The organism is Novosphingobium sp. BW1 (genome assembly GCF_008107685.1).
Taxonomy (GTDB): Bacteria; Pseudomonadota; Alphaproteobacteria; order Sphingomonadales; family Sphingomonadaceae; genus Novosphingobium.
In genome coordinates this window covers 20,399-43,541 of sequence record NZ_VIRF01000078.1, presented here as the reverse complement: position 1 = coordinate 43,541, position 23,143 = coordinate 20,399, and the positions used below count along the sequence as shown (strand labels likewise).

Sequence of the window (23,143 nt, the reverse complement as noted above, 5' to 3'; positions counted from 1 at the left end):
GGCAAAGTTTGCGGACACAGCGGCTTTGATCGCGTGCCGGCGGAAAAGATCTGCAGGAAAAGTGGTTCCGAGGGCCATCGCCCTCGGGCTCTCCAAATGTCTACGTCACCTCATGCGGGCAACGCGGGCTAAGAAAGCCGAGCTTTGCGAGTTTTGGGGGCGAGGGGTGATGAACCCATGAAAGCGTTTTCCTTTCTTGGCGCGTTCCGGTGCGCCCGGTCTACGCCTCAAACCTCGCCCGCCATGCGCGCGATGATCGGGCAGTCGGGCCGCGCATCACCCGCGCAGCTTTGCGCCAGGTGGAGCAGGCTCTCGCGCATGTTCGACAGCGCCTTGGCCTTGCGGCGCAGTTCCTCCGCCTTGGCGAGCGCGAGCGCCTTAACCTCGGCGCTGGTACGGTGGTCGTTCCCCCACAGCGCCAGCAGCTCGCCGATTTCCTCGATGGTAAAGCCCAGGTCGCGCGCGTTGGCAATGAAACGCAGCCGCGCGATGTCGGCGTGGGCGTAATCGCGGTAACCGCTGTCCCGGCGCGCGGGCGCCGGGATCAGGCCGATCTTCTCGTAGTGACGGATCATGCGCTGCGAGACGCCCGTGCGCGCAGAGGCTTCCCCGATGTTCACAGCTTCGTGGCTTTGAGGCGAAGTGCATTGCCTATCACGCTGACCGAGGAGAGCGACATCGCTGCCGCCGCGATCACCGGGGAGAGCAAAATGCCGAAATGCGGGTAGAGGACACCCGCCGCTACCGGAACGCCCAGTGCGTTGTAGCCGAAGGCGAAGAGGAGGTTCTGGCGGATGTTGGCCATGACCTTGCCGCTCAGCGTACGGGCCCGGGCAAGGCCGGTGAGGTCGCCGGTGAGAAGCGTGATCCCTGCGCTTTCGATCGCGACGTCGCTGCCCGATCCCATCGCGATGCCGACGTCGGCCGCGGCCAGTGCGGGCGCGTCGTTGACCCCGTCACCCGCCATGGCGACGACCCGGCCTTCGGCGCGCAGGCGTTCGACCACTTCGCTCTTGCGGTCGGGGAGGACTTCGGCCTCGACCTCCTTGATGCCGAGACGGCGGGCGATGGCGGAGGCGGTCGTCGCGTTGTCTCCGGTGAGCATGACCACGCGTATTCCTTCTGTGCGTAGCGCGGTGAGGGCGTCGGACGTGCTTTCCTTCACCGTGTCGGCCAGCGCGAGAACGCCTCCGAGATTTCCATCAAGCGCGACGAAGATCGCGGTGGCGCCGTTCTTGCGGAGGGCCTCGGGCGTCTCGCTGGCCTCACCGGTCGCGATCCTGTTTTCCTCCAGGAAACGGGCCGAGCCGACGAGAACGCGGCGCCCGTCGACCCGGCCTTGCGCGCCCTTGCCGGTGGGAAAATCGGCTTGCGACAGCTCGCCGAGCGCCAGGTCGCGGCGCTGGGCTTCGGCAACGACGGCCCGGGCGAGCGGGTGTTCCGACGCCTGCTCCAGTGCAGCGGCAAGGCGCAGCACATCATCTTCCCCGTACCCGCCGAAAGTGCGGACTTGCGTGACCGAAGGGCGCCCCTCGGTGAGCGTGCCGGTCTTGTCGACGACCAGTGTGTCGACCTTTTCCATGCGTTCGAGAGCCTCGGCGTTCTTGACCAGGATACCTTCCTCTGCGCCGCGCCCGATGCCGACCATGATCGACATGGGCGTAGCTAGGCCGAGCGCACACGGGCAGGCGATAATGAGAACGGCGACTGCGGCGAGCAGGGCATGGGTGGCGCGCGGTTCGGGCCCCCAGATCATCCAGGCTGCAAAGGCTAGCGCGGCCACGGCGAGGATCAACGGCACGAACCAGCCTGCGACCTGATCGGCGAGGCGCTGGATCGGCGCGCGCGAGCGCTGTGCCTGCGCGACCATCTGGACGATGCGGGCAAGGAGCGTGTCGGATCCCAGCTTCTGCGCCTCCATGACGAGCGCGCCGCTTGAGTTGAGCGTGCCCCCGATCACTGCATCGCCGGGCTCGCGCGTAACCGGCATGGCTTCGCCTGTCACCATCGATTCGTCGAGCGAGGAGCGCCCCTCCAGGATCATGCCGTCGACCGGGATCTTCTCGCCCGGACGCACACGCAGGCGATCGCCGATCTCCAGATCCTCAAGCGGGACGTCCTCTTCACCGCTTTCGGTCAGCCGCCGTGCGGTGGGCGGGGCGAGGCCAAGCAGCGCCTTGAGCGCGTCGGAGGTGCGCTCACGCGCGCGTAATTCGAGCACCTGGCCCAGGAGCACCAGGACGGTGATCACCGCCGCAGCCTCGAAATAGACCGGCACGGTGCCGTCCACGGTGCGCATGGCCGGCGGGAAGAGGCCGGGGGCGAGCGTGGCGATGATCGAATAGGTCCAGGCAACGCCGGTGCCGAGCGCAATCAGCGTGAACATGTTGAGATTGCGTGTGCGTACCGAGGCGAGCGCGCGGGTGAAGAAGGGCCAGCCCGCCCAGAGCACGACCGGCGTCGAGAGCACGAGCTGAATCCACACCGAGACGTGCATGGGCACGAGGCGGTGAAGTGTAGGGGCGACATGGCCGCCCATTTCCAGCAGGAAAACCGGGAGGGCAAGCGCCAGCGCCACCTTGAAGCGGCGCGTCATGTCGAGCATCTCCTCGCTCGGTCCGGCGTCGGGATCGACCATCTCGGCCTCCAGCGCCATGCCGCAGATGGGGCATGCGCCTGGGTGATCCTGCCGCACGTCCGGGTGCATCGGGCAGGTCCAGATGGCGCCTTCGGGGACAGGCGCGTCGGCGCCCGTGCCCTCCAGCCAGCGTGCCGGGTCGTCTTCGAAGCGGGCTTGGCAGCGCGCGCTGCAGAAGTGGTAGGCCTGCCCCTCGTGCTCTGCGTGGTGCGGGCTCGTCGTCGGATCGACCGTCATGCCGCAGACCGGATCGGTGACTGTATGTGCGTCGTGCGGGGCGTGGTGATGGCAGTGATGTTCGTCGTGCATCGCAGTCCCTCCTTGGACCGACTTCGCAAATAGGGTCTGACATCGTGTCAGGGTCAAGGCGTAGCTGTGGATCGATATTGTAATGATACAACATATCCTGCTAGGCGGTGTGCGAACCTAGTCCGATCACAGGCCCATTCCGAAAGCAGGATTGCCATGACTCCATTTTCCCAGCCCGACGCGCGCCTGTCCGTCACCGTCCTCTCCGGTTTCCTCGGCGCGGGCAAGACGACGTTACTGAATCACGTCCTCTCCAACCGTGAGGGACGCCGCGTTGCGGTTATCGTCAACGACATGTCCGAGGTGAACATTGATGCCGATCTCGTGCGTGGGGGCGGGGCGGCGCTGTCGCGCAGCGAGGAAACGCTGGTCGAGATGACTAATGGCTGCATCTGCTGCACATTACGCGACGATCTCCTCCACGAGGTGCGCCGGCTCGCCGAAGAGGGGCGCTTCGACTATCTCCTGATTGAAAGCACCGGCATTTCCGAGCCGCTTCCCGTGGCCAGCACTTTCTCGTTTCGCGACGAGGCGGGTTCCGCGCTCGAGGATGTTGCCCGGCTCGACACCATGGTGACCATGGTCGATGCGGTGAACCTTCTGGCGGACTATTCGAGCCAGGATTTCCTCGCCGACAGGGGCGAGAGTACGGGTGAGGAGGATACTCGCTCGCTGGTCGGCCTGCTCGTTGAGCAGATCGAGTTTGCCGATGTCGTGATCATCAACAAGGCATCTTCGGTGAGCCCCCTGCATCTGGACGTGGTCCGAAAACTGGTGCGCTGCCTCAACGCCGAGGCTCGGATCGAGACCTGCGACCATGGCCGGATCGAAGCAGGCGCGATACTCGATACCGGGCTCTACGACGAGGAACGTTCCGCGCAGCATCCGCTCTGGGCCAAGGAGCTTTACGGCTACGAGCAGCACCGGCCCGAGGCGGAGGAATACGGCATCGAGAGCTTCGTCTACCGCGCGCGCCAGCCTTTCGATCCGGCGCGCTTCCACCGCTTCCTGACGGCGGACGGGCTTGACCACGTGGTGCGCGCCAAAGGGCATTTCTGGCTGGCGACCCGGCCCGACTGGGTGGGCGAACTGGCGGTGGCGGGAAGCGAGACGATGACTGCGCGCATGGGGCGCTGGTGGGACAGCGTGCCCCGGCACCTCTGGCCCGAGGACGAAAAGTTCGAAAATTTCGTGCGGGAGCGCTGGGACCCTGTCTGGGGCGACCGGCGTCAGGAACTGGTCTTTATCGGTATCGGCATGGACGAGGCGCGCATCCGCCGCGCGCTCGAGGCCTCCCTCATACACAGCGCGGTCTTCGTGCCCGAAGACTGGGCGGACCTGCCCGACCCCTTCCCGGCCTGGGTACCGGTTGCGCAGGAAGTGATGGCATGAGTGCGGCCGTTTGCGCCAGCGCGCCCGAGGTTCTCACGCGCATCGCCGAACCCGATGTCCATCTTGCGATCTGGCAGGCGGGCCGGTCGGGCCGCCTCGACTGGCTCGAGGCACTCGACCATGCGGGCATTTCGGACCTGTCCTTCCCCTGTGCGCTTACCGATCTGGAGCGGGAGATCGGAGAGGGGTTGGCGGAGGCGGGCTATCCCAAAGGTGCGAAGACAGAGGCGCTGTCCCAGCTTATGGCGGATCTGTGCCGCCGTTTTGCCGCGATTATGGGGTGTGCTGAGGTCAAGGTCCGGCTGGAGGTGATCCGCACCGATGCCTGCCGCAAGTTCCACGCCGACTACGTGCCCGCGCGTTTGATCACGACGCTGGCCGGGCCGGGCACGCAGTGGATCGAGGTCGACGCGATCACGCAGGGCGAGCCCGAGGAAATCCACCAGATGCGCGCCGGGGACGTAGGCCTGTTCAAGGGGCGTCTGCTCGCGCCCGAACCGGCGATCCTCCACCGCTCGGTTCCGCTGTCGGCTCTGGGTGGCACGCGGCTGCTTCTCGTGCTCGATCCGCTGGGCGTCGGGGAGGGCATCCGGTGAGCGGGGTGCTTTCCAGTCTCGATGGCCTGATCCCCGTCTCGGTCCTCACCGGGTTTCTGGGGAGCGGCAAGACGACAACGCTCAACGCTCTCGTACGGAGCCCCGAGATGGCGCGTGCGCGCGTCATCATCAACGAGTTGGGCGAGGTCGGGCTCGACCATGATCTTGTCGCGCAAGGGCACGAGGAAGTGAAGGTCGAAATGATTGGCGGGTGCCTGTGCTGCGCCATCCGCGGCGATCTTCTGGCCACCTTGCGCGATGCCCCCTGGCGTTTTGCGCGCGAAGGGCGCTGCTGGTTCGACAGGGTGGTGATCGAGACCACGGGCCTCGCCGATCCCGCCCCGATCCTCCATACGCTGATGCGCGATCATACGCTCGAGACGATCTACCGGCTCGACAGCGTGATCGTCACGGTCGATGCGGTGAACGGCGCGGCCACGCTCAACAGACAGGAGGAGGCGGTGAAGCAGGCGGCGATCGCCGACCGCATTCTGCTCACCAAGACCGACCTCGTCGGTGTGCCCGAGCGCGAAGCCCTGACCGGGTGGCTGCGGTCGCTGAACCCGGCTGCACCGATCCTGGCTGTGCAGCACGGCGCCGTCGCGGCAAGCGCGCTTTTCGGGGGCGGAGCCTTCGACCCGGCGGGTAAGAGCGGCGATGTGCAGGACTGGCTGCGCGCCGAGGCCTATGCGGATGACGAGCATTCCCATGGGCATGACCACGACCAAGCGCACGACGTGAACCGCCACGGCCCCGATATCCGCGCCACCTGCCTCACCTTCGACGAGCCACTCGACCCTGAGACGTTCGCGATGTTCACGCCCGAGCCGGTGCCGGATTCGACTGTGGACGCTGTCACCGCCGGCGGCACCGCGCTGGCACTGGGCGTAGAGCCGAAGGCCGGTCATAGAACCGGCGTTCCCCGCATCGGGCACCGTCGTTCCCATCGTACGCCGCCATAGCCGCGCAGCCCTGTAGTTGGGGCGCGGGGCAAAACTCTATTCGTCGAGGAGCGCAAAAGCGGGCTAGGATATTGCCGATGACGACGACATCATCCGATACCGCCCCCTGCGCGCGCGACCGCGTCTGCAAAGGGGCCGGCGCGGCGCGAGAAGATCCTGGGCGGACTGATCGCGATCATCGCGCGTGAAGGTTTCCGCCAGCAATCGCTGCGTGAACTTGCCAAGGCGCTGGAGATGGAGGCACAGCACGTCCTCTACTACTTTGTGAGCCGGGAGGACATGGTGCCCGCGCACCCCGGCCACGATTTCATTCGCGCCCGGCAGGCGCGTGTGCGCCGCGAGCCAGCTTTCAGCGCTCTCTAGCGGGCTTCAACTGTAGGCTCTGCTCGATCCGGATGGCGCGGACTGCGATCCGGCCGCCGATGTCGCCGCGGCGGTGGCGCGCCTGCGCGAAACAGCGTCCTCAGCTGAGGACTGCGCAGTGGCGGGAAGGTTGGCACGCGCGCGGTACTGGCTTGGCGTTATTCCGAACCAGCGGCGAAAGCGGCGGTTGAAGTCGGAGGCATCGCTCAGTCCCAGCTGTTCGGCCACGCTGCGGATGGCCATGCCATTCTTACGCAGAAGTACCTCGCTGCGTTCCTGTAGGAGCGCGTCGACCAGCGCATGAAAGCGCGTGTCTTCGGCCTTGAGGTGGCGGATCAGCGTGCGCGCCGACACGCCAAGTTCACCGGCCACCTGTTCGAGGCGGGGAACGCGGCCGGTGGATGTCAGCAGATTGCAGCAGGCGCCCCGGGTTCGGGCCGCCCAGCCTGCCATGGGCTGCGAGGGGACCAACTCCGCCTCGCAGCGGGCAAGCGCTTCTGTCCAGACTGCTGCGTCGTGGGTCACGCTGGGGCGAAGGGCCAGGGCGCGGGGCAGGCTGATGGCATCGCGCGGGGCGGCGAAATCGACGTGGCAGCGAAAGGCCTCGCGCAGCCGGTCGGCATAGGGCACTTCGCGATGGCGCAATTCGATCCGCGCTTCATGGACGGGGTGGCCGAGGTTGGCCGCCGCGACGCGCGCGAGGAAAAGCAGCGGCGCTCCGGTCAGGATCGGGCGGGCTTTGCCAAGTGTGACGCGGGCTTCGAGTTCGAGCGTCAGCGTGCACGCATCCATCGAAAGGCGGTGCTCGAAGATGCCGGGGCGTTCGTTGGCAAAGCGCGGCAGGATCGCAAAGGCGCTGCGGATATCGGGGGCGTAGCGGGTGGCAAGGTCGATCCCGCCCCGAAAGTAGGGCACGCCGGCTTCCAGGAAATCGATGAAATAGGCAGGGTCGGGGGCATGGCGCGCGATGTTCGACATGATCGTGATGTACTGGCCCACGCAGACCGTTTCGGGGAGCTCGTTCCCCCCTGCGAGCCCCGTACCGGAAAGGAGCCAGGCGGGCCTTTCGAGCATCGCGTCGAGTGAGCGGACAAAACGTGCGCAAATCCTGCGCTCCGCCCGGTCGTCCGGAGTTTTGGACGCCGGGCCGGGCTTGCTCCCTGTATTCCTCGCGCTGGCGCGTAATCTGTTCGACATCCCTTCCTCCCTGAAGCGCTGTGCGAACCGGAGGCAAGTTTGCGGAGGCCCGCGAGCGAGGTCAACGCGAAAGTAGGGAAAGACATTCCGGTCACGTGTGAAAAATTGATCGAAGTGTATTCTTTTCAGAATTTTAGGACTGGTTTCCCGAGATTTGTACTTTGCATGTTTCAATCGAGTTTGGGGGTTTTCTCCCAATTTGGCAGTAAATGCCAAGAATGTTGCCATCTATTGCTATTGACCGTTGGAGTGTCTGGCGAAATGATCTGCGGGCATTCGCGGGATATTTCCGCGCCATGGCGACTTGCAGGAGGGGCAGGTGCACCTTTGTCTTGCACACGTGTGGGGATACCGTTTCAGGCCCTCAGGGCTGCTCGTCAGCCTTTGCGGCCTGCTGGCGGCTTGCGGCATGGCCCCTGGGGAAGAGACCACGGTTCCGACGGCTGAGCCGGTGGCATTTCCCGAAAGCCTCGTTGTGATCGGCGATGGCTATCCGGCAAGTGGCGATCCCTGTCGGCGCCTGGGCGAAAGCGCGGTGACATCCAACTGGCTCGATGACAGCGCGGTCCTCGTCGGTTGTCCTGGCATGGCGGAGGCCAAGGTACTTGGCGGCACCATTCTCGGTGCAGACGGGCCCATTGCCATCGTCTCGGTGCCGATGGGCGATGCCAATGCCGGCCTGGCGCAGGCGGGCTCTGGAGCGACAACGGCGCCAGCAGCCACTGCACTCGGGAGTGATCCGATCCGTGGGGCGGGTGGTATGGAAAGCGCCTGCCATGCCCGCATCAACGAAGTGACCAACGGGCAGGTAATCGGCACGCAGCGTATCGAGGAGGCGGAATCGGGCGTCATGATCTACGTGAACGTGCGGAGAGCGCAGGCGCCGTGGCAATGCTTTGGAAGCCGCGACGGCGTGCTCGACCAGGTCTTTTACGGCGGCGATGAGGGCGCGCTCTAGATGGCCATGGGCGCGCCGCTCGGAATATGGCGATGACGTGGGTTTTTCTCGTTTTCATCGTGCTCTACCTGGGCGCGCTGGCGCTGGCGCTGCTCGGCATCGGCCCGTTCGGATCGCTGGATCCGGAGAGGAACCCGCTTTCGGGCGTCTTCCTGGTGCCACTGGGCTTCTCCTGGAACCGCCTGGCCGATCGCCTTGGCTGGGGGGCGGCGTGCTGGCGCCGGCAATCAACGCCGTGCTGCTCTGGAGGCTTTGTAAGGGTGGCGGCGCACAGCCGGATAACGGGATCGCGGGCAGGGGAAAGAGGCCTTGCGCGCACGGACGAGGAGATACGTCATGGGCTGGATCGTTGCTCTGATCGTGGGCGGGCTGGCCGGGTGGCTGGCGAGCAAGGTGATGAACCGCGATGCTTCGATGGGTGTTTTCTGGAACATCGTGGTGGGCTGCGTGGGCTCGGTCGTGGGCAATGCGATTGCCAACAATTTCGGCATTGCCGGAAGCGTGCAGGAGTTCTCGATCGTGGGCCTTCTTGTCGCCTTTGGCGGCGCGGTGGTGTTGCTCGGCATCGTCAACCTGATCCAGCGCGGGAAAGTGCGCTGATGGGGCGCTGTGGGTTTGCGCGCCTCGACGCGGCGAGGCTGCGCGCGCCGGCCAACGCGCTGGCGCTTGTCCTGGCCGTGGCGTTCGCGCTGCTGCCGGTCCTGGCGCGCGCGCAAGGCTCCAAGGTCAGTTCCGCGCCCGAGTTGGCGCGGGCCATCGAGACGCTGGAGCCGGGTGAATGGGTCTGGGCCCCCGAGGTCGCGCCCGATGGGCCCGTGCTCGTCTTCGTCGATCTCTCACGTCAGATCGCGCTCGTCTATCGCAACGGCGTCCGCATCGGGGCGACCACGGTTTCCACGGGGAAACCTGGCCACGCGACGCCGACGGGCGTCTTTACGATCCTGCAGAAGGATGCCAAGCACCGCTCCAGCACCTACAACAACGCGCCCATGCCCTACCAGCAGCGGCTGACCTGGGATGGCGTGGCGCTCCACGCGGGCGGCTTGCCGGGCTACCCCGAAAGCCATGGCTGCGTGCACCTGCCTTACAATTTCGCGCGCGAACTCTTTGCCGCGACCGAACTGGGCGTGACTGTGGTGATCGAGGGCGATGCCCAGCACCACCTGGAGACAAGCGGCAATGCGCTCCTTTCGCCCTTTGACGATGCGGGCCAGGCGATCGCCTACCATCCCTTGCGGCCCGGCGAACAGTTCCACTGGACCCCGAATATTGCCCGCGAAGGACCGGTCTCGGTGATCGTCTCCAAGCTCGACCAGCGCATCGTCGTGCTGCGTGGAGGCAAGGAAATCGGGCGCAGTGTCGCGCGCATCCGCGACGCGGATCCAGGATCACATGTCATCACCCAGATCGTGCGGGAGGGCAAACCGCACTGGGTCTTCGTAGGGATGGCGGGCCACGAGGAGGAGGAAGGACGCGCGATCGACGAGGCCCTGCTCAACCGGGTGGAGATGCCACGCCAATTTTACCGCGACCTCAATGCGGTGATCGGGCCTGGAACGACGGTCCTGGTCACGAATTCGCGGGTCGGCGCGGGTACGTGGGATCACCTCACCGTGATCGAAGCGATCCACCCGCACGCCGTCCCTGAAGGGGGTTGAGGCGCAGGGATACGCGCAGATGGGCAAACAGAAGGGGAAAGCCTGATCATGAATACGCACTTACGCTTCGCCGTCATGGGATCACTGGCGGTTTTCATCGCGCTGGCGCCGCATGCGGTCATGGCCAAGAAGGCCTCCTCGTTCACCGATCTCAATGGTGCGCGTGCATCAAGCGCGGAAAGCGCGCTCCTGTCGCGCGGCCTCAAGTATATTGACGGGCGCAAGGGAAGTTATGGCGAGAGCTATTCCTACTGGTGGGACGATGACGGCAAGGACTGCGTGGTGGTCGAGGTGAGCGACGGGCGCGTGATGACCATCAACGATGCCGACAAGAAGGATTGCCACCATTCGAGTGATAATACTGGGGCTGCGGTGGCCGCTGTGGCGGGGCTGGCACTGCTCGGCGCGCTGATCGCCCACAAGTCCGACGACCACGATGACAAGGTCCATTTCGACAACCACGACCACGAACGCGAATATGATCGTGGCTACCAGGACGGGCTCTACCACAAGTCCTACCACAACTACGAGGACTCCAAGTACTACTCGCGTGGGTATTCCAAAGGCGTGGAACAGCGCAATAACCGCACCCAGTATCACCACGGGGATGGAGGGTACCAGCGCACGGCGACATATCTCGACCTCAATGGCGCGCGGGCGGCCGGCGCGGATTCGACGCTTGAGCGGCGGGGCTTTCGCAATGTCGATGGCTTCAAGTCGGGCAGCGCGGCCTACACCATCTGGAACCGCCCCTCGTCCAAGCAATGCCTCCAGATGACCGTGGCAGACGGCCGCGTGAAGGACATCCGCGACATCCACAGCCACCCCAAGTGCCGCTAGGAGCCGTGGTGGCTTGTTGAACGCGGCGCAAAGACCGACTTCGCCGGGACCATACCCCCTCTCGGTGACAGGTCCCGTGTCCCCAGCACCGAGGGGGACGCGGGACCTGGACCTTTGGGCCTCACCAAACCGCCTTCCCGATTGCCTTTTTGCCGGCCCCGGCGCAGGATCGCACGGCTCCCGCAAGAGGGGCGATGCAAGGAGGAGAGGGTGCGGGATTACCCGTTCACACTGCGCCAGCTGGAGGTTTTTGCCCTCCTGAGCGAGACGCTCAGCTTTCGCGACTGTGCCGAGCGGCTGGGGATTTCACAGGCCTCTGTCAGCCGCCAGCTCTCCGAGCTGGAGGCGCGCATGGGCCTCGCCCTGTTCGTGCGGGGACCTGGCCGCCGCCCTAACCTGACCATACGGGGGCAAGCCTTTCTGGAGGATCTGGATGCACTCGATAAAGCCGGGCGCAAGCTGGCGAGCTATCGTCTCTCGCGCCGCGAACGCGCGAGTGCGCAGACGTTTCGCATGCGCATTGGAGTGGGTCTTTTCGATCCTTACGTGAAGCCCAAGCTGGGCGCCTTCCTTGCCGCGCACCCGGGGATCGCCTGCGAGGTCCAGCGTACCCATCCTGCCGAGGAACTGGCCGCCCCGCAGCGGCGCGAGGCAAGTGACTTCACCGTGTTTCACCTGCGCAGCGACTGGCCCATGCCCTCCCATTGCCGGCCGCTCGGGCAGGTGCGCTCCGGGATCTACGGCGTCCCCGAGATGGCGCAGGATGCCGCGCTTCCCCTTGCGGCCGAGGCGTGCGCCGACTTGCCGCTCATCCTCCCCCCGCAAGGCTCGCGCGAGGAGGCGCTGCAACTGGCGAGCCTTGCCGAGCGGGGCCTTGTTCCGCACCGGGTGGTGGGGCGGACCGAGTATCCCGACGTTCTTGTCGCCATGGTCGAGCGCGGGGTGGGCGCGGCCTGCCTGCTCGAGCCGCTCCTGACGCGTTCGGCACGCGCGAAGCTGGTTCGGCTCTTCCCTCTCTCAGACTGGACGCTCGTGCTTTACCGCAATCCGGCGCTGTGCGGGGAGCAGGCCGATGCGCTGGAGGCGTTCGTGCGCAGTGCGATCCTGAAGGACAACGCCTATCCTTCGACGCACGAGGGCAGCTAGCTATCGATCCCGAAATGGTCGGCCAGCATCTCTCCGGTGAAGCCGTAGGAGGCGGCCTCGGGATCGTTGGGCAGCATCTCGGCGTTCCAGGCCTCCCAGGCCTTGCGCAGGCGGGCGAAGGTTTCGGGGTGGCGCTCCTTGAGGTTCGCCCGTTCGAGCGGGTCGGCCTCGACGTCGAACAGGAAGCTGTTGCCCGCGATCGACAGGTACTTCCAGCGGCCCTCGCGCGCGGCCATCTGGTCATGGTTGCGAAAGCGCCAGAACAGCGCGCGCTCGGGAAACTCACGGCCTTCCAGCGCGCTGCGAAGGTCGCGCCCATCGCTCGGGCTTGCCGGATCGGGCGCGGCGCCCGCGGCGGCCAGGAACGTGGGCATCCAGTCCATCGACATGATCTGCGCCGCGCTCGTGCTTGCAGGCGGGGTCACGCCCGGCCAGCGCACGATGGCGGGGATGCGCAGGCCCCCTTCGAGCAGTTCGGTCTTCTTGCCGGTGAAGGGCCAGGTGTCGGAGAAGCGCTCGCCGCCGTTGTCGCTGGTGAAGACCACAAGGGTGTCCTCGGCAAGGCCCAACTGCGCAAGGCGGTCGAGGACGCGGCCGATCTGCTCATCCATCGACGTCACCATCGCGGCGTAGGTGTCCATGGAGCCCCCGTCGTAATGGGCGATGGAAAAGCCGCCTTTGGCATCGAGGCGTGTGCTTTCCCTCTGGTCCTCGGGGCCTTCCCAAGGCCAGTGCGGGGCGGTGAGGTGGAGGCTGATAAGCCAGGGCGTGTCCTCACGCGCGCGCTCGTCCAGCGTTGCGATGGTGCGCTCGGCAAGGAGCTGCGTCAGATAGCCCGCCTCCTCGACCGGGGTCTCCCCGTCCCACAGGTCCGGCAAACCGCCGATCTTGTGCGTGAAGTAGTCGACCCCGCCCTGGCGAATGCCCCAGAACTGATCATAGCCGCTCTTGAGCGGGCCGTACTTGGGAAGCGATCCCATGTGCCACTTGCCGATGAGGCTGGTGTGATAGCCCGCCGCGCGCAGGAGCAAGGCCATCGTCGGCTGTTCGGGCGGAAGGCCCACGTCGCGAAGGCCGAGCGGCTCTTCCAGGCCCACCTGCAGGCGGTACTGGTAGCGCCCGGTGATGAGCGCGACGCGCGTGGCGGTGCACACCGCGCTGTTGGCATAGGCCTGGGTGAAGCGCATGCCCTCGGCCGCAAGCCGGTCGAGCACAGGGGTCTCGTATTCGCGCCGCCCATAGCAGGAGAGGTCGGCGAAGCCCATGTCGTCGGCCATGATGAACAGGATGTTGGGGCGCGTTCCCGAAGTCTGCGAAGGAGCGGCGAGCGCCCCGGGCGCATGGGCCAGCGCGACGCCGGCCAGAAGCCCCGCGACGACGGCGCGGCGCGAGATCACCGGGGGGCTGGGAGAAAACGTCTTGGTCATCGTGCGTCCCTTGTCGCGAGAGGTATCCGAAGGTGAAGGCAGGGGCGGATCCGGGCGCAAGGCCGGAAGGGGCCAGATCAGTGCCCTCCCGGCCCGCCCTCATGGCCTCCTAGAAGCGGCGCTTGACCGTGAGCGCCCATTCCCGCGGGCGCGCCGGGGTGCCGGAGATGAGCCCCGCGCCCGCGCCGGTCAGGTCGAATTTCTGGCTGAAGTAGTACTGGTCGAAGAGGTTGGTGACCCCGAGCGAGAGCTGCCAGTTGTCCTGCGCAGTGCGATAGGTAAGCCGCGCATTGGTGAGGGTGTAGCTGGGAATCCGGCCGTAGAGGTCGGAGGGCGAGCCCGGCACTGGCACGAGCGCGCTGCCCGCCATCGCCCCCTGGTGCGAGACGTCGATGCGCGGGGTCAGGCTGCCAAAGCGGTCGATCGCAATGCGGTACTGGGCCCCGATCGACCACTGCCACTTGGTCACTCCGCGCGGCGGACTGGCGAGGCGATCGACGATGGTGGCATCCTGGCTGCAGCTGTTGCTCTCGCCGGGGGCCAGTGCGCGCACGACCTGGATGTTCACGCAGTCCCAGCTCCAGTCGAGGTAGGAGGCCGAGGCGTTGAGGTCGAGCCCGTCGATAGGCTCGGCGCTCAGTTCCGCTTCCAGCCCCCTGATCGTGGCATCGCCCGCGTTCTGGGGGAGGGCGCAGGGGCCGGGCCCGCCAAACTGGGGGCAGGACAGCAGGCCCAGCTGCGCGCCCTTGAATGTGTTGAGGTAGGCCGAGAGGTTGAGCCGTACGCGGTGTCCGAAAAGGTCGGTCTTCACGCCGACCTCGTAGGCGGTCAGCTCCTCGGGCCCGAAGGGCTGGACCTGAGCTGCGTTGAACGGGCGCGGGCTGATCCCGCCGCCCTTGAAGCCGGTCGAGGTCGAGGCGTAGACCAGCACCTCGTCCGAGATGCGATAGTCCAGGCTGGCACGGTAGTCGAAGCGGGTGCCCTTGAAGCCGCCCGTAAGACCATTGAGCGCGGTCACGATCTCGGCGGTGTTGCCATTGCCGTTGACGTCGAGCACGTCCGGGCCCTGGTAGCCGATGCCGTAGGCCGCACCGATGGGGTCGACGAAGGCGTTGGGGCTGGTGCCGTCGTAGTTCAGGCGCTCATACGTCGTGGACTTGCTCTCGTCGGTGTATCGCCCGCCCAGCGTCAGGGTGAGGTCGCTGGTGGGGCGCACGAAGACGGTGCTGAAAAGCGCAAAGGATTCCACTTCGACCGGCCCGCCGCCCAGGAACTGTAGCGGGTAGATAGGCTGGCCCGCCGCAGCGACATAGCGAATGTCGGTGCGGGTCGCCTGATCTGTGTCCTCCCTGGAGAAATAGCTTCCGAGAGTTGCCTCGACGATGGGCCCAAGTTCGGCGTTGAGGCGCATCTCGTGGCTGAAGAAGCGGCTCTTGAGGTCGACTACCGGCGCATCGAGGCGGGCAGGCGAGAGGTCGCTGTCGTTGGAGAACCTGGAATCAAAGCCCCGGTAGGCGGTGATCGTGGTGAGGTTCATCCAGTCGGCAAGGTCGAACTGGCCGTGAAGCGAGACGCCCCAGCCTTCGAAAAAGGCTTTGTTAGCGTGGGTGGAGGGCTGGACCGGAAAGCCGTCGAGCCCAGGGATAAGCCCCGCCTGGAAACTGTCGCCCGCCGACTGGAACGCGGCGTAATTGCAGTAGCGTCCGCACACGAAGCGGTTGTCGAAGGGCAAGCCGTTCTCGGTCGCGACGTTCGGGTTGGGATTGTTCGCGTAGAGGAGGACTTCGCCTGCGTTGTAGGTGGAATCGTGCGAGTAGTCGCCGACCAGCTGCAGGTCGATGCCAGGGCGTTCGAAGCGCAGCGCAACGCGCCCGGCGGAATAGTCCTTGTTCCCGTAATCTGCAGTCTTGCAGTCGCCGCCCGAAGTCTGCGCGGGGACGCCGCTGTCCGGATTAAGGCAGCCGTAGTCGTAGCCGGTGACGTATCCGTCCTGACGACCGTACGCGGCCGAGACGCGCGCCGAGAGATCGCCGGCAATGGGAAACTGCAGTGCGCCGCGCAGGTTCACCCGGTCGCGGACGCCGTAGGTTGCCTCGGCATAGCCGCCGAAGGTGCCGTCGGGCTTCTTGGAAATGTAGCGGATCGCTCCGCCCTCGGAATTGCGGCCCGTCAGCGTGCCTTGGGGGCCGCGCAGGACTTCGACACGCTCGACATCGACCAGTTCGAAGTTGGCCCCGGTGAGGCGCGGGAAATAGACATCGTCGATATAGAGACCAACGCCCGGCTCCACCAGCGGGTTGAAGTCGATCTGGCCCATGCCGCGGATCGAGGCGCTGATCGAGGGGCCGAATGAGGCCGACTGCTGGCGCAGCGCAACGCTGGGGGCCTGGTTGGCGATGTCGGCCAGGCTCTGCTGGCTACGCTCTTCCAGCATGTCTGAGGTCATTGCGGTGATCGCGATGGGGGTGTCTTGTAGATTCTGGGCGCGGAACTGCGCGGTCACGATAATTGTCGCGAAATCGGGTTCGGGCTCGGGCGGCGGGGTCTCCTGTGCCCGGGCGGCGTCTAGCGGCAGGCAGGCCAGCACGAGGCCCAGCGCGCTCATCGCTGTCCCCAGACCTCCAAGTCCCGGTTCCCGCGCAATTCGGCGCGCGCCAAGGGGCGCGGGCGCTAGGCTCCTCGTCATCGTCAACTCTCCCGTTATGTTTTCATCGTTGTGGGAGGTGTGATGCGGCTGTGTGCGCTTGTCGGCAACGCATCGCTGGGTTACCCATGTGGCAACCCCCAGGTTATGACCCGGGGGATGGGCACCCATGGGAGGGGGCCGGGAGAGAGATCGCCATGACGCCTCTGCCGTTCACGCTGCGCCAGTTGGAGCTTTTCGCGGCGCTTGCGCAGGACCTGAGCGTGCGCGGCTGCGCGCGGCGGCTGGGAATCTCGCATGCCGCGGTGTCGAGCCAGATCGGGCTTCTCGAAAAGCAACTGGGTTTTGCGCTGATTGCGCGGCAGGCAGGTAAGGGGCTGGCGCTGACCGCGCAGGGTATGGCCTTTGCCGAGGACCTCCGGGCCTTTCACGCCGCGGCGGGCCGACTGGCCGCGCACCGGCCCGAGGAAACGGCAGAGCCCTGTGCTGGGCGTTTCCGCGTGCGGATCGGGCTGGCTTTGTTCGAGCACTATGTCCGGCCGCGCCTCGGCTACCTGCTCGGCGCGCATCCCGAACTCGAGATCGCCTTCGATACCCATGTGCCGGGCGAGGCTTTCGACCCGGGCCAGCGCGAGCCCGAACCCGACTTTGCCTTGTTCCATGCTCCGCTCGTTGGAGAAGTGGGGGAGGGGGCACGCAGTCTCGCGCAGGTGCGCTGCGCGATCTACGCTGCGCGCTCGCTGGTGGGTGATGCCGCTGAGGAACTTTCGCACCAGGCGGTGAGCGCGCTTCCCTTCATCCTGCCTGCGGCCGGTTCGGATCAGATCCGCGCGCAGCTTGACGGGCTTGCCCGGCTGGGCATCGTCCCGCGCCGGATCGTCGGCCACTGCGACGACTTCGATGTGATGGTGAACCTCGTCGAGCGCGGGATGGGAGCGGCATGCATGACCGAGGCGATGATTGCGCCCGCCATCCGGCCCCATCTTGCCCCGCTCTTTCCGCTCGAGAACTACCGTCTGATGTGGATGCGCCGGGCGGGAGCGGAGGGGCGTCTACCCGATCTCGTGGCGGATTTCCTGATTGGCTGTGTGATGGACAATCCGGACTACCCAGCACTGATTTGAACCTGCCGAAAATGCGTAATCTTATATAATTACGTCTTATTGCTTAGATATTTTATTAGGTCTTTCTGCAAGGGTTTCGGACGCTGAGCATGGCAGTGAAGGCCTATAATGTTTAGATATATCATCTACAAAACAATGGGTTGTGGTTAACTCCTCGTAAGTTCACGTAGTTTGTGAAAGCGGGCCGGGGAAGCGACCTTCCGGGTCGTAGCGGGCCTTTACCGCGCGAAGGCGCTTGTAGTTCGGGCCGAACCCGGCGGGCACCCGCGCGGCTTCGTCCCGGTCGAGATAATTGAGGTAGACGGTGCCATCCGACAGCGGCTCAAGCTGCGTGAAGACCTCGCGCACGGCCTCGATGATGGCCTCATCCTCAGTCGGTTCGCACCACCCGGCCGAGATGCCAACGTTGTAGAGCGCATGGCGATTGGGAAAGGCGGTGGCCGAAATGTCGACCTCGGAAATCGCCCCGCCAAGCGCTTCAAGGAATATCAGCGTGTACTCTCCGGGGATCGCCGCGATTCCCTCGGCGAGGCATGCGACGAGATCAGGGCTGAGTTCGGCGGCGAAGATCGACTTCCAGTAGTAGCGCCCGCCCCTGGGGGAGGAATTGGCGAAGGCCTTTTGAAACTCGACATAAGGCTGGGGCGTGACGAAGCCGTGCAGGCACTTTCCAACTTCCAGCAGGGGCGCAAGCTCGCGCGGGGCGCGCTGGGGCTCGCCTGTGTGGAGAGCAATGAGGGCCAGGCAGGATTTGCCGTGCAGTTCGCTTGGAAAGTCGGGCAGCGGCGGTAGCCTCATGAAGGCGGGTACAAGGCCGACCTCGCGCGTGGCGGCGCGCATGAAATCACCCACGAAGGCCATGACCTCCTGCGCTCCGTCCAAGGGGTAGAAGGCCCAGGCGGTGGTGATTTCGGGGCCCACGGGGGCAAGCTGGAAGTCGAACCGGGTGACGATCCCGAACTGGCCGCCCCCACCGCGCAGCGCCCAGAAAAGGTCGGGATGCTCGCGGGCATTGGCTTCGACGCGACTGCCATCGGCGAGCACGACTTCGGCGCCGATCAGGTTGTCGATGGCAAGGCCCAGTTGGCGGGCGAGAAAGCCAATCCCTCCGCCCAGCGTCAGCCCTCCGACGCCCGTCTCGGGCTCGACTCCGGCGGTGACGGCGAGGCCATGGACCTGCGTGGCTGCATCGAGTTCGCCCAGGAGCACGCCGCCGCCCACCCGTGCGGTGCGCGCAACCGCGTTGACCTCGATCCGCTTGAGGGCTGCCAGGTCGATGAGGAGCGAGCCTTCGACAAGCGCGGCGCCCGACACCGAATGGCCTCCGCAGCGCGCGACGGCCTGCATCCCGTGCGCGGCGGCATGGCGGACGGCAGCCTCCACGTCAGCGGCGTTGTTGCACTGCGCGATAAGCGCCGGGCGCCTCTCGATCATGGCGTTCCAGCCTTGCCGGGCGGTGTCGAACTCGGGATCGTCGGGGCCAATCACGGCGCCTGTGAAATCGGCGATGGAATGTGCGTTGCTGGACATTCGGGCCCCTCTCCCTTCGTGGGTGCCGTTCGCTGTCGGCATACACTACGCTAATTCTGGGGCGCTGCAATCCATTGCTGGGGTCAGGTGGCGGGGCGGGGCTGGCCGGGCGTCAGGATTCCTTCGTGCTGGAAAGCGCATAGGACCCGCAGGTTCACGTCGGACTCGAAGGCCTTCTCAAAGCGCGTATCGAGGACGTAGGCCTTGAGCCGCAGGCGTACGCCGACAAGGTAATCCGACACCCACTGGTTGACGAGAATGACCACGGGCCTGGCGAGGAAGACGTAGCGGCTGGACAGCACGGCCTCGTTCACGATCTCGCGGGCACGCTCGAAATCCTGGTCGGCGGCGATGTGGAAATCCATCACCACCTGCATGTCGAGCGCGCCGTAGTTGCCCGAGGACGTCACATCGCTCAGGAACTTGCTGTTGGGGATGGTGACGGTGTTGTCGTCCAGCGTCTGCATGCGCACCGAGCGCAGGCCAATAGCGGTGATATCGCCGTATTCGCCACCGAAATTGACACGGTCGCCGACCTGGAAGGGCCGGTCGAGCATGACGATGACGCCGGCGATGAACGAGGCGACAAGGTCCTTCATTGCAAAGCCGACCGCCACCGCCACCGTGCCGCCGATCACCGCGAGCGTCGTTTCGTCGACCCGGAAGGAGAGCAGGAGCACGAGCAGGGTCGTGGCGACGTAAATCACAAACTGGCCGATCGTGCTGACCTTGTGGAAGGTCAGGCGGCGTGAGGAGAACTCGCTTCCGAAGGCGGCGACGAAGCGTCCGAGAAGCCGCAGCAGCATCCATGCGCCGGCTACGACGAAGAGCGAGGTGATGACTCCGCCCCAGCGCACGATGTCGGCGAGGCGGCTGATCGTGTCGATGTCGATATCTTCCTGGGCCCACGCGGGGCTGGCGACCAGAATCAGGAGCGGGGCGGCTGACCGCAAGGGCCGGAACAGGGCGGGGGCAAACGAGGGGCCGGGCATCAGCGTGTCTCCCGCACGATGAGGTTCTGGCGCACGAGCAGGCGGGCGATGGTCGTCCACCAGTTGAGCGCGATCTGGTAGCCGGGCGCCACGTATGTCACCGCGCCCATGCGTTCGAGGCGGCGCAGCGCGTCGCTGATCTCCATGTCCGAAAGGTCGGTGCTGGCCTGGATGGTCGCCTTGTCGGCAAAGTCCATCTGGAGCAGCACGCGCAGCACGAAGAGGGCGGGCATCGGAAGGGCGGCAAGGCTTTCGGTGGGCGGGGTGTCGAAGGTGCGCACGTTGACCGCGCCGGTGCCAGCCTCGACGAAGAGCGAGCGGCGCCAGTAGTCAAGCGCGATCGCCGGGTTGCCGCCTACGTGTTCGGCGAGGCGCTCGTAGTAGCCGCGTTTGCGCCGCTCGGTGACCGAGACATCCTCGCCGAACTCGAACACGCCGTCATCGATCATGGCGGAGAAGTCGGGGGCGATCCCGGCCTGCGCCGAGCGGCGCTCGATAAGGGCGCGCAGTTCGTCTGCGGTCCAGACGGGGAGCGTGTGGATGACATCGAAGAGGATGCGTTCGCTGCGCGCGCGCTGGAGAAATCGCCAGGCGGCATCCGAGATTGCGAAGACCCAGGCATGGCCCTCCTCGCAGGAATGGCGGGCCTGTCCGATCAGCCGGTCGAGCGTGGCAAGTCCCCCGATGGCCGGGGTGATGAGGCGCTGAATATCGTCGATGGTGATGAAGAGCGGGGCGCCGCCGCGTGCCTCTTGCGCCAGCTGGTTGGGCAAGCGCGCGACCCAGTCTGTGGGCGGGCAAGGAGGTACTTCAAGATGGACGTGGCGCATGTCCTTGCCCGACTTTTGGGCGAGGTCGCGGAAGTACGAGGACTTGCCGATCCTGCGCTCGCCCACGAACAGGGTGAGTGATCCGGCAGGGATCAGAGGCATAGACAGATGCCCCGGGCGCTCGGTCCCGAGGCGCAGCGTCGACGGCGGGCGGTGCGGATCGAAGACCGCGAGGGTCTCGGGGGCAAGGCGGTGGAAGCGTCCGCTCACCTTGTCCTTGGCGACCTGCCGCTCGGCCGCGATGCGCGCGCGCTGCTCCAGCATCTCGCGCACCAGCGCTACATCGCGCACGCGCCGTGCGACCACCGCGCGCACACCCTTGGCCAGCAGCAGCACACCTACCGCAATGCGCCCGGTGACGCCGGTTGCGCCGCCGGGGTCACGTGCGATCCAGCGCAGCAGCGCGCTGTCACCCGCGTCCGCCGCGGCGAGGTTGACGATGTGCGCGCGCCACCACTTAGCGAGCAGAACCGCCACCACCGACACCAGCAGCCAGGCGACTGTTACCACCCAGTTGTAGATCGCGCCTTCCCCCACGCTTGCGCGGGTGAGGTTGAGCATTAGGCTGATCGCCAGCAGGCTGCCAGCGATCAGGCGCAGCGACTTCCAGCGCAGCGCCGCGCGCGGATCGTCCTGTCCGCGCCCGCGCGCCAGCTCGTTGACAAGGCGTACGGTAGCCACGGTCGCTAACGACCAGAACGCCACAATCCAGATGAAGCGCAGTCCGGCAAGAGCAAGGTCCTCGGGCCAGAGCCACCTCAGGACGCAGGCCAGCAGCAGCCAGTCGAGCGGTGCGCGCACCTGGCACCAGTGTTGGAGCGCGGCGCTCTGCAGCGAACGCAGAATCGTGCGCGGGCGCTTGACTGCCGCCGCCATCTGCGCGCGCGCGAGGAGCGCATCGCCGCGCTTGCGCCACCAGGCGAACGCCATGGCGATCAGCATGAGGCGTAGCACAGCGAGGACGAAGGCAGGGCTGGGGCGGGCCACGCGGGCCAGAAGATCGTTGGCGGTATGGCGCCAGGCCTGAAGGTTGAAGCGCAGCTCGAGGACGATCTCGAAGACCTCACGGCGGACCTGCGCGACGCCTTCCGGGCCAAAGCCGGTCATCCGGTTGCGCATCGAACCGCTCAGCGCGTGCAGGAGAGTGAGGCGTGCGCCATTCATCAGGTTCATCGCCTCGCGCAGCGCGCTGCGCTGCTGCCACAGCCGCTGGGCGTGGGCTTCGGTCAGCAGCGCTGCGTCGCGTTCGAGTGCGGCACGGTGGATATCCAGCGCGCGTATCTCCGGCGCCTCGGAGGACAGCGCGCGGTCGAGGGCCGGCGGCGTCAGGCCGGGCGTCGAGGGCGCTTCGGAGGCCTTAAGTGCGGCCTGCAACCGTCCGCGCACCTCGGTCAGTTCGGCGACGAGTTCGGGGGTAGAGCGCGTCGGCCGCGGCCGGGCCGGCCTTGGCGGCTTCGAAGGTGCGGCGGCGCCAGGCAAGAGCGTTGTCGCCGATGGTGTCGGGCGAGGCGATGTCGCGCACGAGGTCGGCTCGGAATTTAGCCTGGGTCTGTTCGGTCTTGATGAGGCGCGCGCGTTCGCTGGCGACAAGGCGTTCATGCTCGCTCGCCGCAACGCGCGCGTCCTGCTCGGCCTTGCTAAGGCGGGTGTTCGTGTTCTTGAGCCGCGCATCAGCCTGGGCGACTTCCTGCGCCGAGCGCGAGGAGATGCCGGAAGCGGCTGCAAGCTGGGCCAGACGGTCGGGAGGCAAGCGGAAGATCGTACGCCGGGCAAGCGCGACCTGGTCCTTTAGCCAGGCGATGCGCAGCGCCGGAGATGCGTTTTCGGCGGGTTCGTCCTCATCGGGTATCTTGGTGTCGCGCAGGAGCGCCATCTGGCCTGCGTTGCTGGCGGCATCCAGCAGGTTGATGTCGAGCGCGCCCGGTGGCACGGCCTCCCCCTTGAGGAAGGCATGAAGCGCGGTAAGCTCAGCGTTCAGGCGTTTGAGCTCTTGGGCCTGCGAGCTCATTTCCTCGGCAGACTCGCGGAAACTGCGGTGGGCTTTCGCATGGCTCTCGAGAAGCGTGCGGCGGCGCTGGTCTGAGAGGCGCAGGAAGGCGGCTTCGGCAAGCGCGAGCTGCGCCTGCGGCGGAGGCAGGCCTTCCAATGCGGCCGGATCGCGCGCGGCCCGCTGGTAGAAATCGCGGCCCTCGACCATGCGCGCGACGAACCGCAGTCGTGCGGTGTCTTGCCCGATGAGGCTGGCCCCGAAGAGGTCGTGGGCATCGACAGCCGGGTCCAGATTCCCGGTGAGAAGCGCTTGGATGCGTGCGGCGCGCTGGGCGGCCGGAGCCATCTCGGGCGCGCTTGCGGGGGTGGCGTCGGCCTCGGTGGGCTGCGCGAGGAGCGGCGTCTCACACACGGCCAGCGCCATCATGGCGACAAGGACGAGCAGCACGAGGCGAAGGGGCGAGAGCGTCATGGCGGCACGATGCCGCCAAGCGGGCCGCGCTGCAACGGTGCGAAGAGGGATGCGCACGGTTCACGGCCCCGCGTTA

Annotated in this window: 19 protein-coding genes; 10 read left to right on the top strand and 9 right to left on the bottom strand. The window is 66.2% G+C overall.

From position 1 onward, the window contains the following. Positions 1-227: 227 nt before the first annotated feature. Together cueR and FMM79_RS12480 are read right to left on the bottom strand one after the other, a co-directional pair. Positions 228-620: a Cu(I)-responsive transcriptional regulator gene (gene cueR, locus FMM79_RS12485; protein WP_148627805.1), complete on the bottom strand. Its 393-nt coding sequence runs from the start codon at positions 618-620 to the stop codon at positions 228-230. Continuing rightward, positions 617-2,947, bottom strand: a complete 2,331-nt coding sequence (locus FMM79_RS12480; protein ID WP_148627804.1) for a heavy metal translocating P-type ATPase — start codon at positions 2,945-2,947, stop codon at positions 617-619. The genes cueR and FMM79_RS12480 overlap by 4 nt, the downstream gene beginning before the upstream one ends. 156 nt (positions 2,948-3,103) lie before the next feature. Here FMM79_RS12480 and FMM79_RS12475 point away from each other — a divergent pair, with 156 nt between their 5' ends. From FMM79_RS12475 to FMM79_RS22085, 4 genes are all read left to right on the top strand, one after another. Then, entirely contained in the window at positions 3,104-4,339 is a 1,236-nt protein-coding gene (locus FMM79_RS12475) for a GTP-binding protein (RefSeq protein WP_148627803.1), read from the top strand. Beyond that, complete coding sequence (locus tag FMM79_RS12470; protein ID WP_148627802.1) at positions 4,336-4,935, top strand: DUF1826 domain-containing protein; 600 nt, start codon at positions 4,336-4,338, stop codon at positions 4,933-4,935. Before FMM79_RS12475 ends, FMM79_RS12470 begins: the two co-directional genes overlap by 4 nt. After that, positions 4,932-5,897 carry a GTP-binding protein gene (locus FMM79_RS12465; RefSeq protein ID WP_148627801.1) on the top strand — a complete coding sequence of 322 codons (966 nt, stop codon included), beginning with the start codon at positions 4,932-4,934 and terminating at the stop codon, positions 5,895-5,897. Before FMM79_RS12470 ends, FMM79_RS12465 begins: the two co-directional genes overlap by 4 nt. A gap of 96 nt (positions 5,898-5,993) precedes the next feature. Further along, positions 5,994-6,260, top strand: a complete 267-nt coding sequence (locus tag FMM79_RS22085; RefSeq protein WP_148627800.1) for a TetR family transcriptional regulator — start codon at positions 5,994-5,996, stop codon at positions 6,258-6,260. 6 nt (positions 6,261-6,266) lie between these two features. Here FMM79_RS22085 and FMM79_RS12455 read toward each other — a convergent pair whose 3' ends face one another. Beyond that, positions 6,267-7,334, bottom strand: coding sequence for an AraC family transcriptional regulator (locus tag FMM79_RS12455; RefSeq protein WP_162528506.1), 1,068 nt, complete (start codon positions 7,332-7,334; stop codon positions 6,267-6,269). A gap of 532 nt (positions 7,335-7,866) precedes the next feature. Here FMM79_RS12455 and FMM79_RS12450 point away from each other — a divergent pair. From FMM79_RS12450 to FMM79_RS12430, 5 genes are all read left to right on the top strand, one after another. Further along, on the top strand, positions 7,867-8,415 hold the full coding sequence (locus FMM79_RS12450) for a hypothetical protein (protein WP_162528501.1): 549 nt from the start codon (positions 7,867-7,869) through the stop codon (positions 8,413-8,415). Positions 8,416-8,751: 336 nt separating this feature from the next. Beyond that, complete coding sequence (locus tag FMM79_RS12445) at positions 8,752-9,015, top strand: GlsB/YeaQ/YmgE family stress response membrane protein (RefSeq protein WP_148627797.1); 264 nt, start codon at positions 8,752-8,754, stop codon at positions 9,013-9,015. After that, positions 9,015-10,073, top strand: coding sequence for a L,D-transpeptidase family protein (locus tag FMM79_RS12440; RefSeq protein ID WP_148627796.1), 1,059 nt, complete (start codon positions 9,015-9,017; stop codon positions 10,071-10,073). The genes FMM79_RS12445 and FMM79_RS12440 overlap by 1 nt, the downstream gene beginning before the upstream one ends. A 48-nt stretch (positions 10,074-10,121) precedes the next feature. Further along, positions 10,122-10,913 carry a hypothetical protein gene (locus tag FMM79_RS12435; RefSeq protein ID WP_148627795.1) on the top strand — a complete coding sequence of 264 codons (792 nt, stop codon included), beginning with the start codon at positions 10,122-10,124 and terminating at the stop codon, positions 10,911-10,913. A 210-nt stretch (positions 10,914-11,123) separates the two neighbouring features. Further along, positions 11,124-12,059 (top strand): LysR family transcriptional regulator, encoded by a 936-nt coding sequence (locus FMM79_RS12430; RefSeq protein ID WP_148627794.1) that lies wholly within the window; start codon positions 11,124-11,126, stop codon positions 12,057-12,059. Here FMM79_RS12430 and FMM79_RS12425 read toward each other — a convergent pair. Continuing rightward, complete coding sequence (locus FMM79_RS12425) at positions 12,056-13,486, bottom strand: sulfatase (protein ID WP_148627793.1); 1,431 nt, start codon at positions 13,484-13,486, stop codon at positions 12,056-12,058. The two genes, FMM79_RS12430 and FMM79_RS12425, sit on opposite strands and share 4 nt — an antisense overlap. 109 nt (positions 13,487-13,595) lie before the next feature. Then, positions 13,596-16,091, bottom strand: a complete 2,496-nt coding sequence (locus FMM79_RS12420; protein ID WP_162528505.1) for a TonB-dependent receptor — start codon at positions 16,089-16,091, stop codon at positions 13,596-13,598. Positions 16,092-16,327: 236 nt separating this feature from the next. On the opposite strand from FMM79_RS12420, the gene FMM79_RS12415 reads away from it, so the two are divergent. Continuing rightward, positions 16,328-17,254 carry a LysR family transcriptional regulator gene (locus FMM79_RS12415; RefSeq protein WP_162528504.1) on the top strand — a complete coding sequence of 309 codons (927 nt, stop codon included), beginning with the start codon at positions 16,328-16,330 and terminating at the stop codon, positions 17,252-17,254. Positions 17,255-17,416: 162 nt separating this feature from the next. Here FMM79_RS12415 and FMM79_RS12410 read toward each other — a convergent pair whose 3' ends face one another. The 4 genes from FMM79_RS12410 to FMM79_RS12395 all read right to left on the bottom strand — a co-directional run bounded on the left by FMM79_RS12410 (position 17,417) and on the right by FMM79_RS12395 (position 23,067). Next, the gene (locus FMM79_RS12410; RefSeq protein WP_162528503.1) at positions 17,417-18,784 is read right to left on the bottom strand and encodes an FAD-binding oxidoreductase; all 1,368 of its coding nucleotides are present in this window, start codon (positions 18,782-18,784) and stop codon (positions 17,417-17,419) included. Positions 18,785-18,867: 83 nt separating this feature from the next. Next, positions 18,868-19,776 carry a mechanosensitive ion channel family protein gene (locus tag FMM79_RS12405; RefSeq protein WP_148627789.1) on the bottom strand — a complete coding sequence of 303 codons (909 nt, stop codon included), beginning with the start codon at positions 19,774-19,776 and terminating at the stop codon, positions 18,868-18,870. Continuing rightward, a complete protein-coding gene (locus tag FMM79_RS12400) occupies positions 19,776-21,980 on the bottom strand; it encodes a hypothetical protein (protein WP_148627788.1) in 2,205 nt (734 codons plus the stop codon). The genes FMM79_RS12405 and FMM79_RS12400 overlap by 1 nt, the downstream gene beginning before the upstream one ends. Beyond that, entirely contained in the window at positions 21,964-23,067 is a 1,104-nt protein-coding gene (locus tag FMM79_RS12395) for a hypothetical protein (RefSeq protein WP_148627787.1), read from the bottom strand. The genes FMM79_RS12400 and FMM79_RS12395 overlap by 17 nt, the downstream gene beginning before the upstream one ends. Positions 23,068-23,143 lie beyond the last annotated feature (76 nt).

Coding starts and splice junctions, on each gene's coding strand:
- FMM79_RS12405 (WP_148627789.1), bottom strand. CDS start 19,776: ATGCCCGGCCCCTCGTTTGCCCCCGCCCTGTTCCGGCCCTTGCGGTCA.
- FMM79_RS12420 (WP_162528505.1), bottom strand. CDS start 16,091: ATGAGCGCGCTGGGCCTCGTGCTGGCCTGCCTGCCGCTAGACGCCGCC.
- FMM79_RS12440 (WP_148627796.1), top strand. CDS start 9,015: ATGGGGCGCTGTGGGTTTGCGCGCCTCGACGCGGCGAGGCTGCGCGCG.
- FMM79_RS12450 (WP_162528501.1), top strand. CDS start 7,867: ATGGCCCCTGGGGAAGAGACCACGGTTCCGACGGCTGAGCCGGTGGCA.
- FMM79_RS12410 (WP_162528503.1), bottom strand. CDS start 18,784: ATGTCCAGCAACGCACATTCCATCGCCGATTTCACAGGCGCCGTGATT.
- FMM79_RS12415 (WP_162528504.1), top strand. CDS start 16,328: ATGACGCCTCTGCCGTTCACGCTGCGCCAGTTGGAGCTTTTCGCGGCG.
- FMM79_RS12435 (WP_148627795.1), top strand. CDS start 10,122: ATGAATACGCACTTACGCTTCGCCGTCATGGGATCACTGGCGGTTTTC.
- FMM79_RS12470 (WP_148627802.1), top strand. CDS start 4,336: ATGAGTGCGGCCGTTTGCGCCAGCGCGCCCGAGGTTCTCACGCGCATC.
- FMM79_RS12475 (WP_148627803.1), top strand. CDS start 3,104: ATGACTCCATTTTCCCAGCCCGACGCGCGCCTGTCCGTCACCGTCCTC.
- FMM79_RS12425 (WP_148627793.1), bottom strand. CDS start 13,486: ATGACCAAGACGTTTTCTCCCAGCCCCCCGGTGATCTCGCGCCGCGCC.
- FMM79_RS12395 (WP_148627787.1), bottom strand. CDS start 23,067: ATGACGCTCTCGCCCCTTCGCCTCGTGCTGCTCGTCCTTGTCGCCATG.
- FMM79_RS12445 (WP_148627797.1), top strand. CDS start 8,752: ATGGGCTGGATCGTTGCTCTGATCGTGGGCGGGCTGGCCGGGTGGCTG.
- FMM79_RS12480 (WP_148627804.1), bottom strand. CDS start 2,947: ATGCACGACGAACATCACTGCCATCACCACGCCCCGCACGACGCACAT.
- FMM79_RS12455 (WP_162528506.1), bottom strand. CDS start 7,334: ATGCTCGAAAGGCCCGCCTGGCTCCTTTCCGGTACGGGGCTCGCAGGG.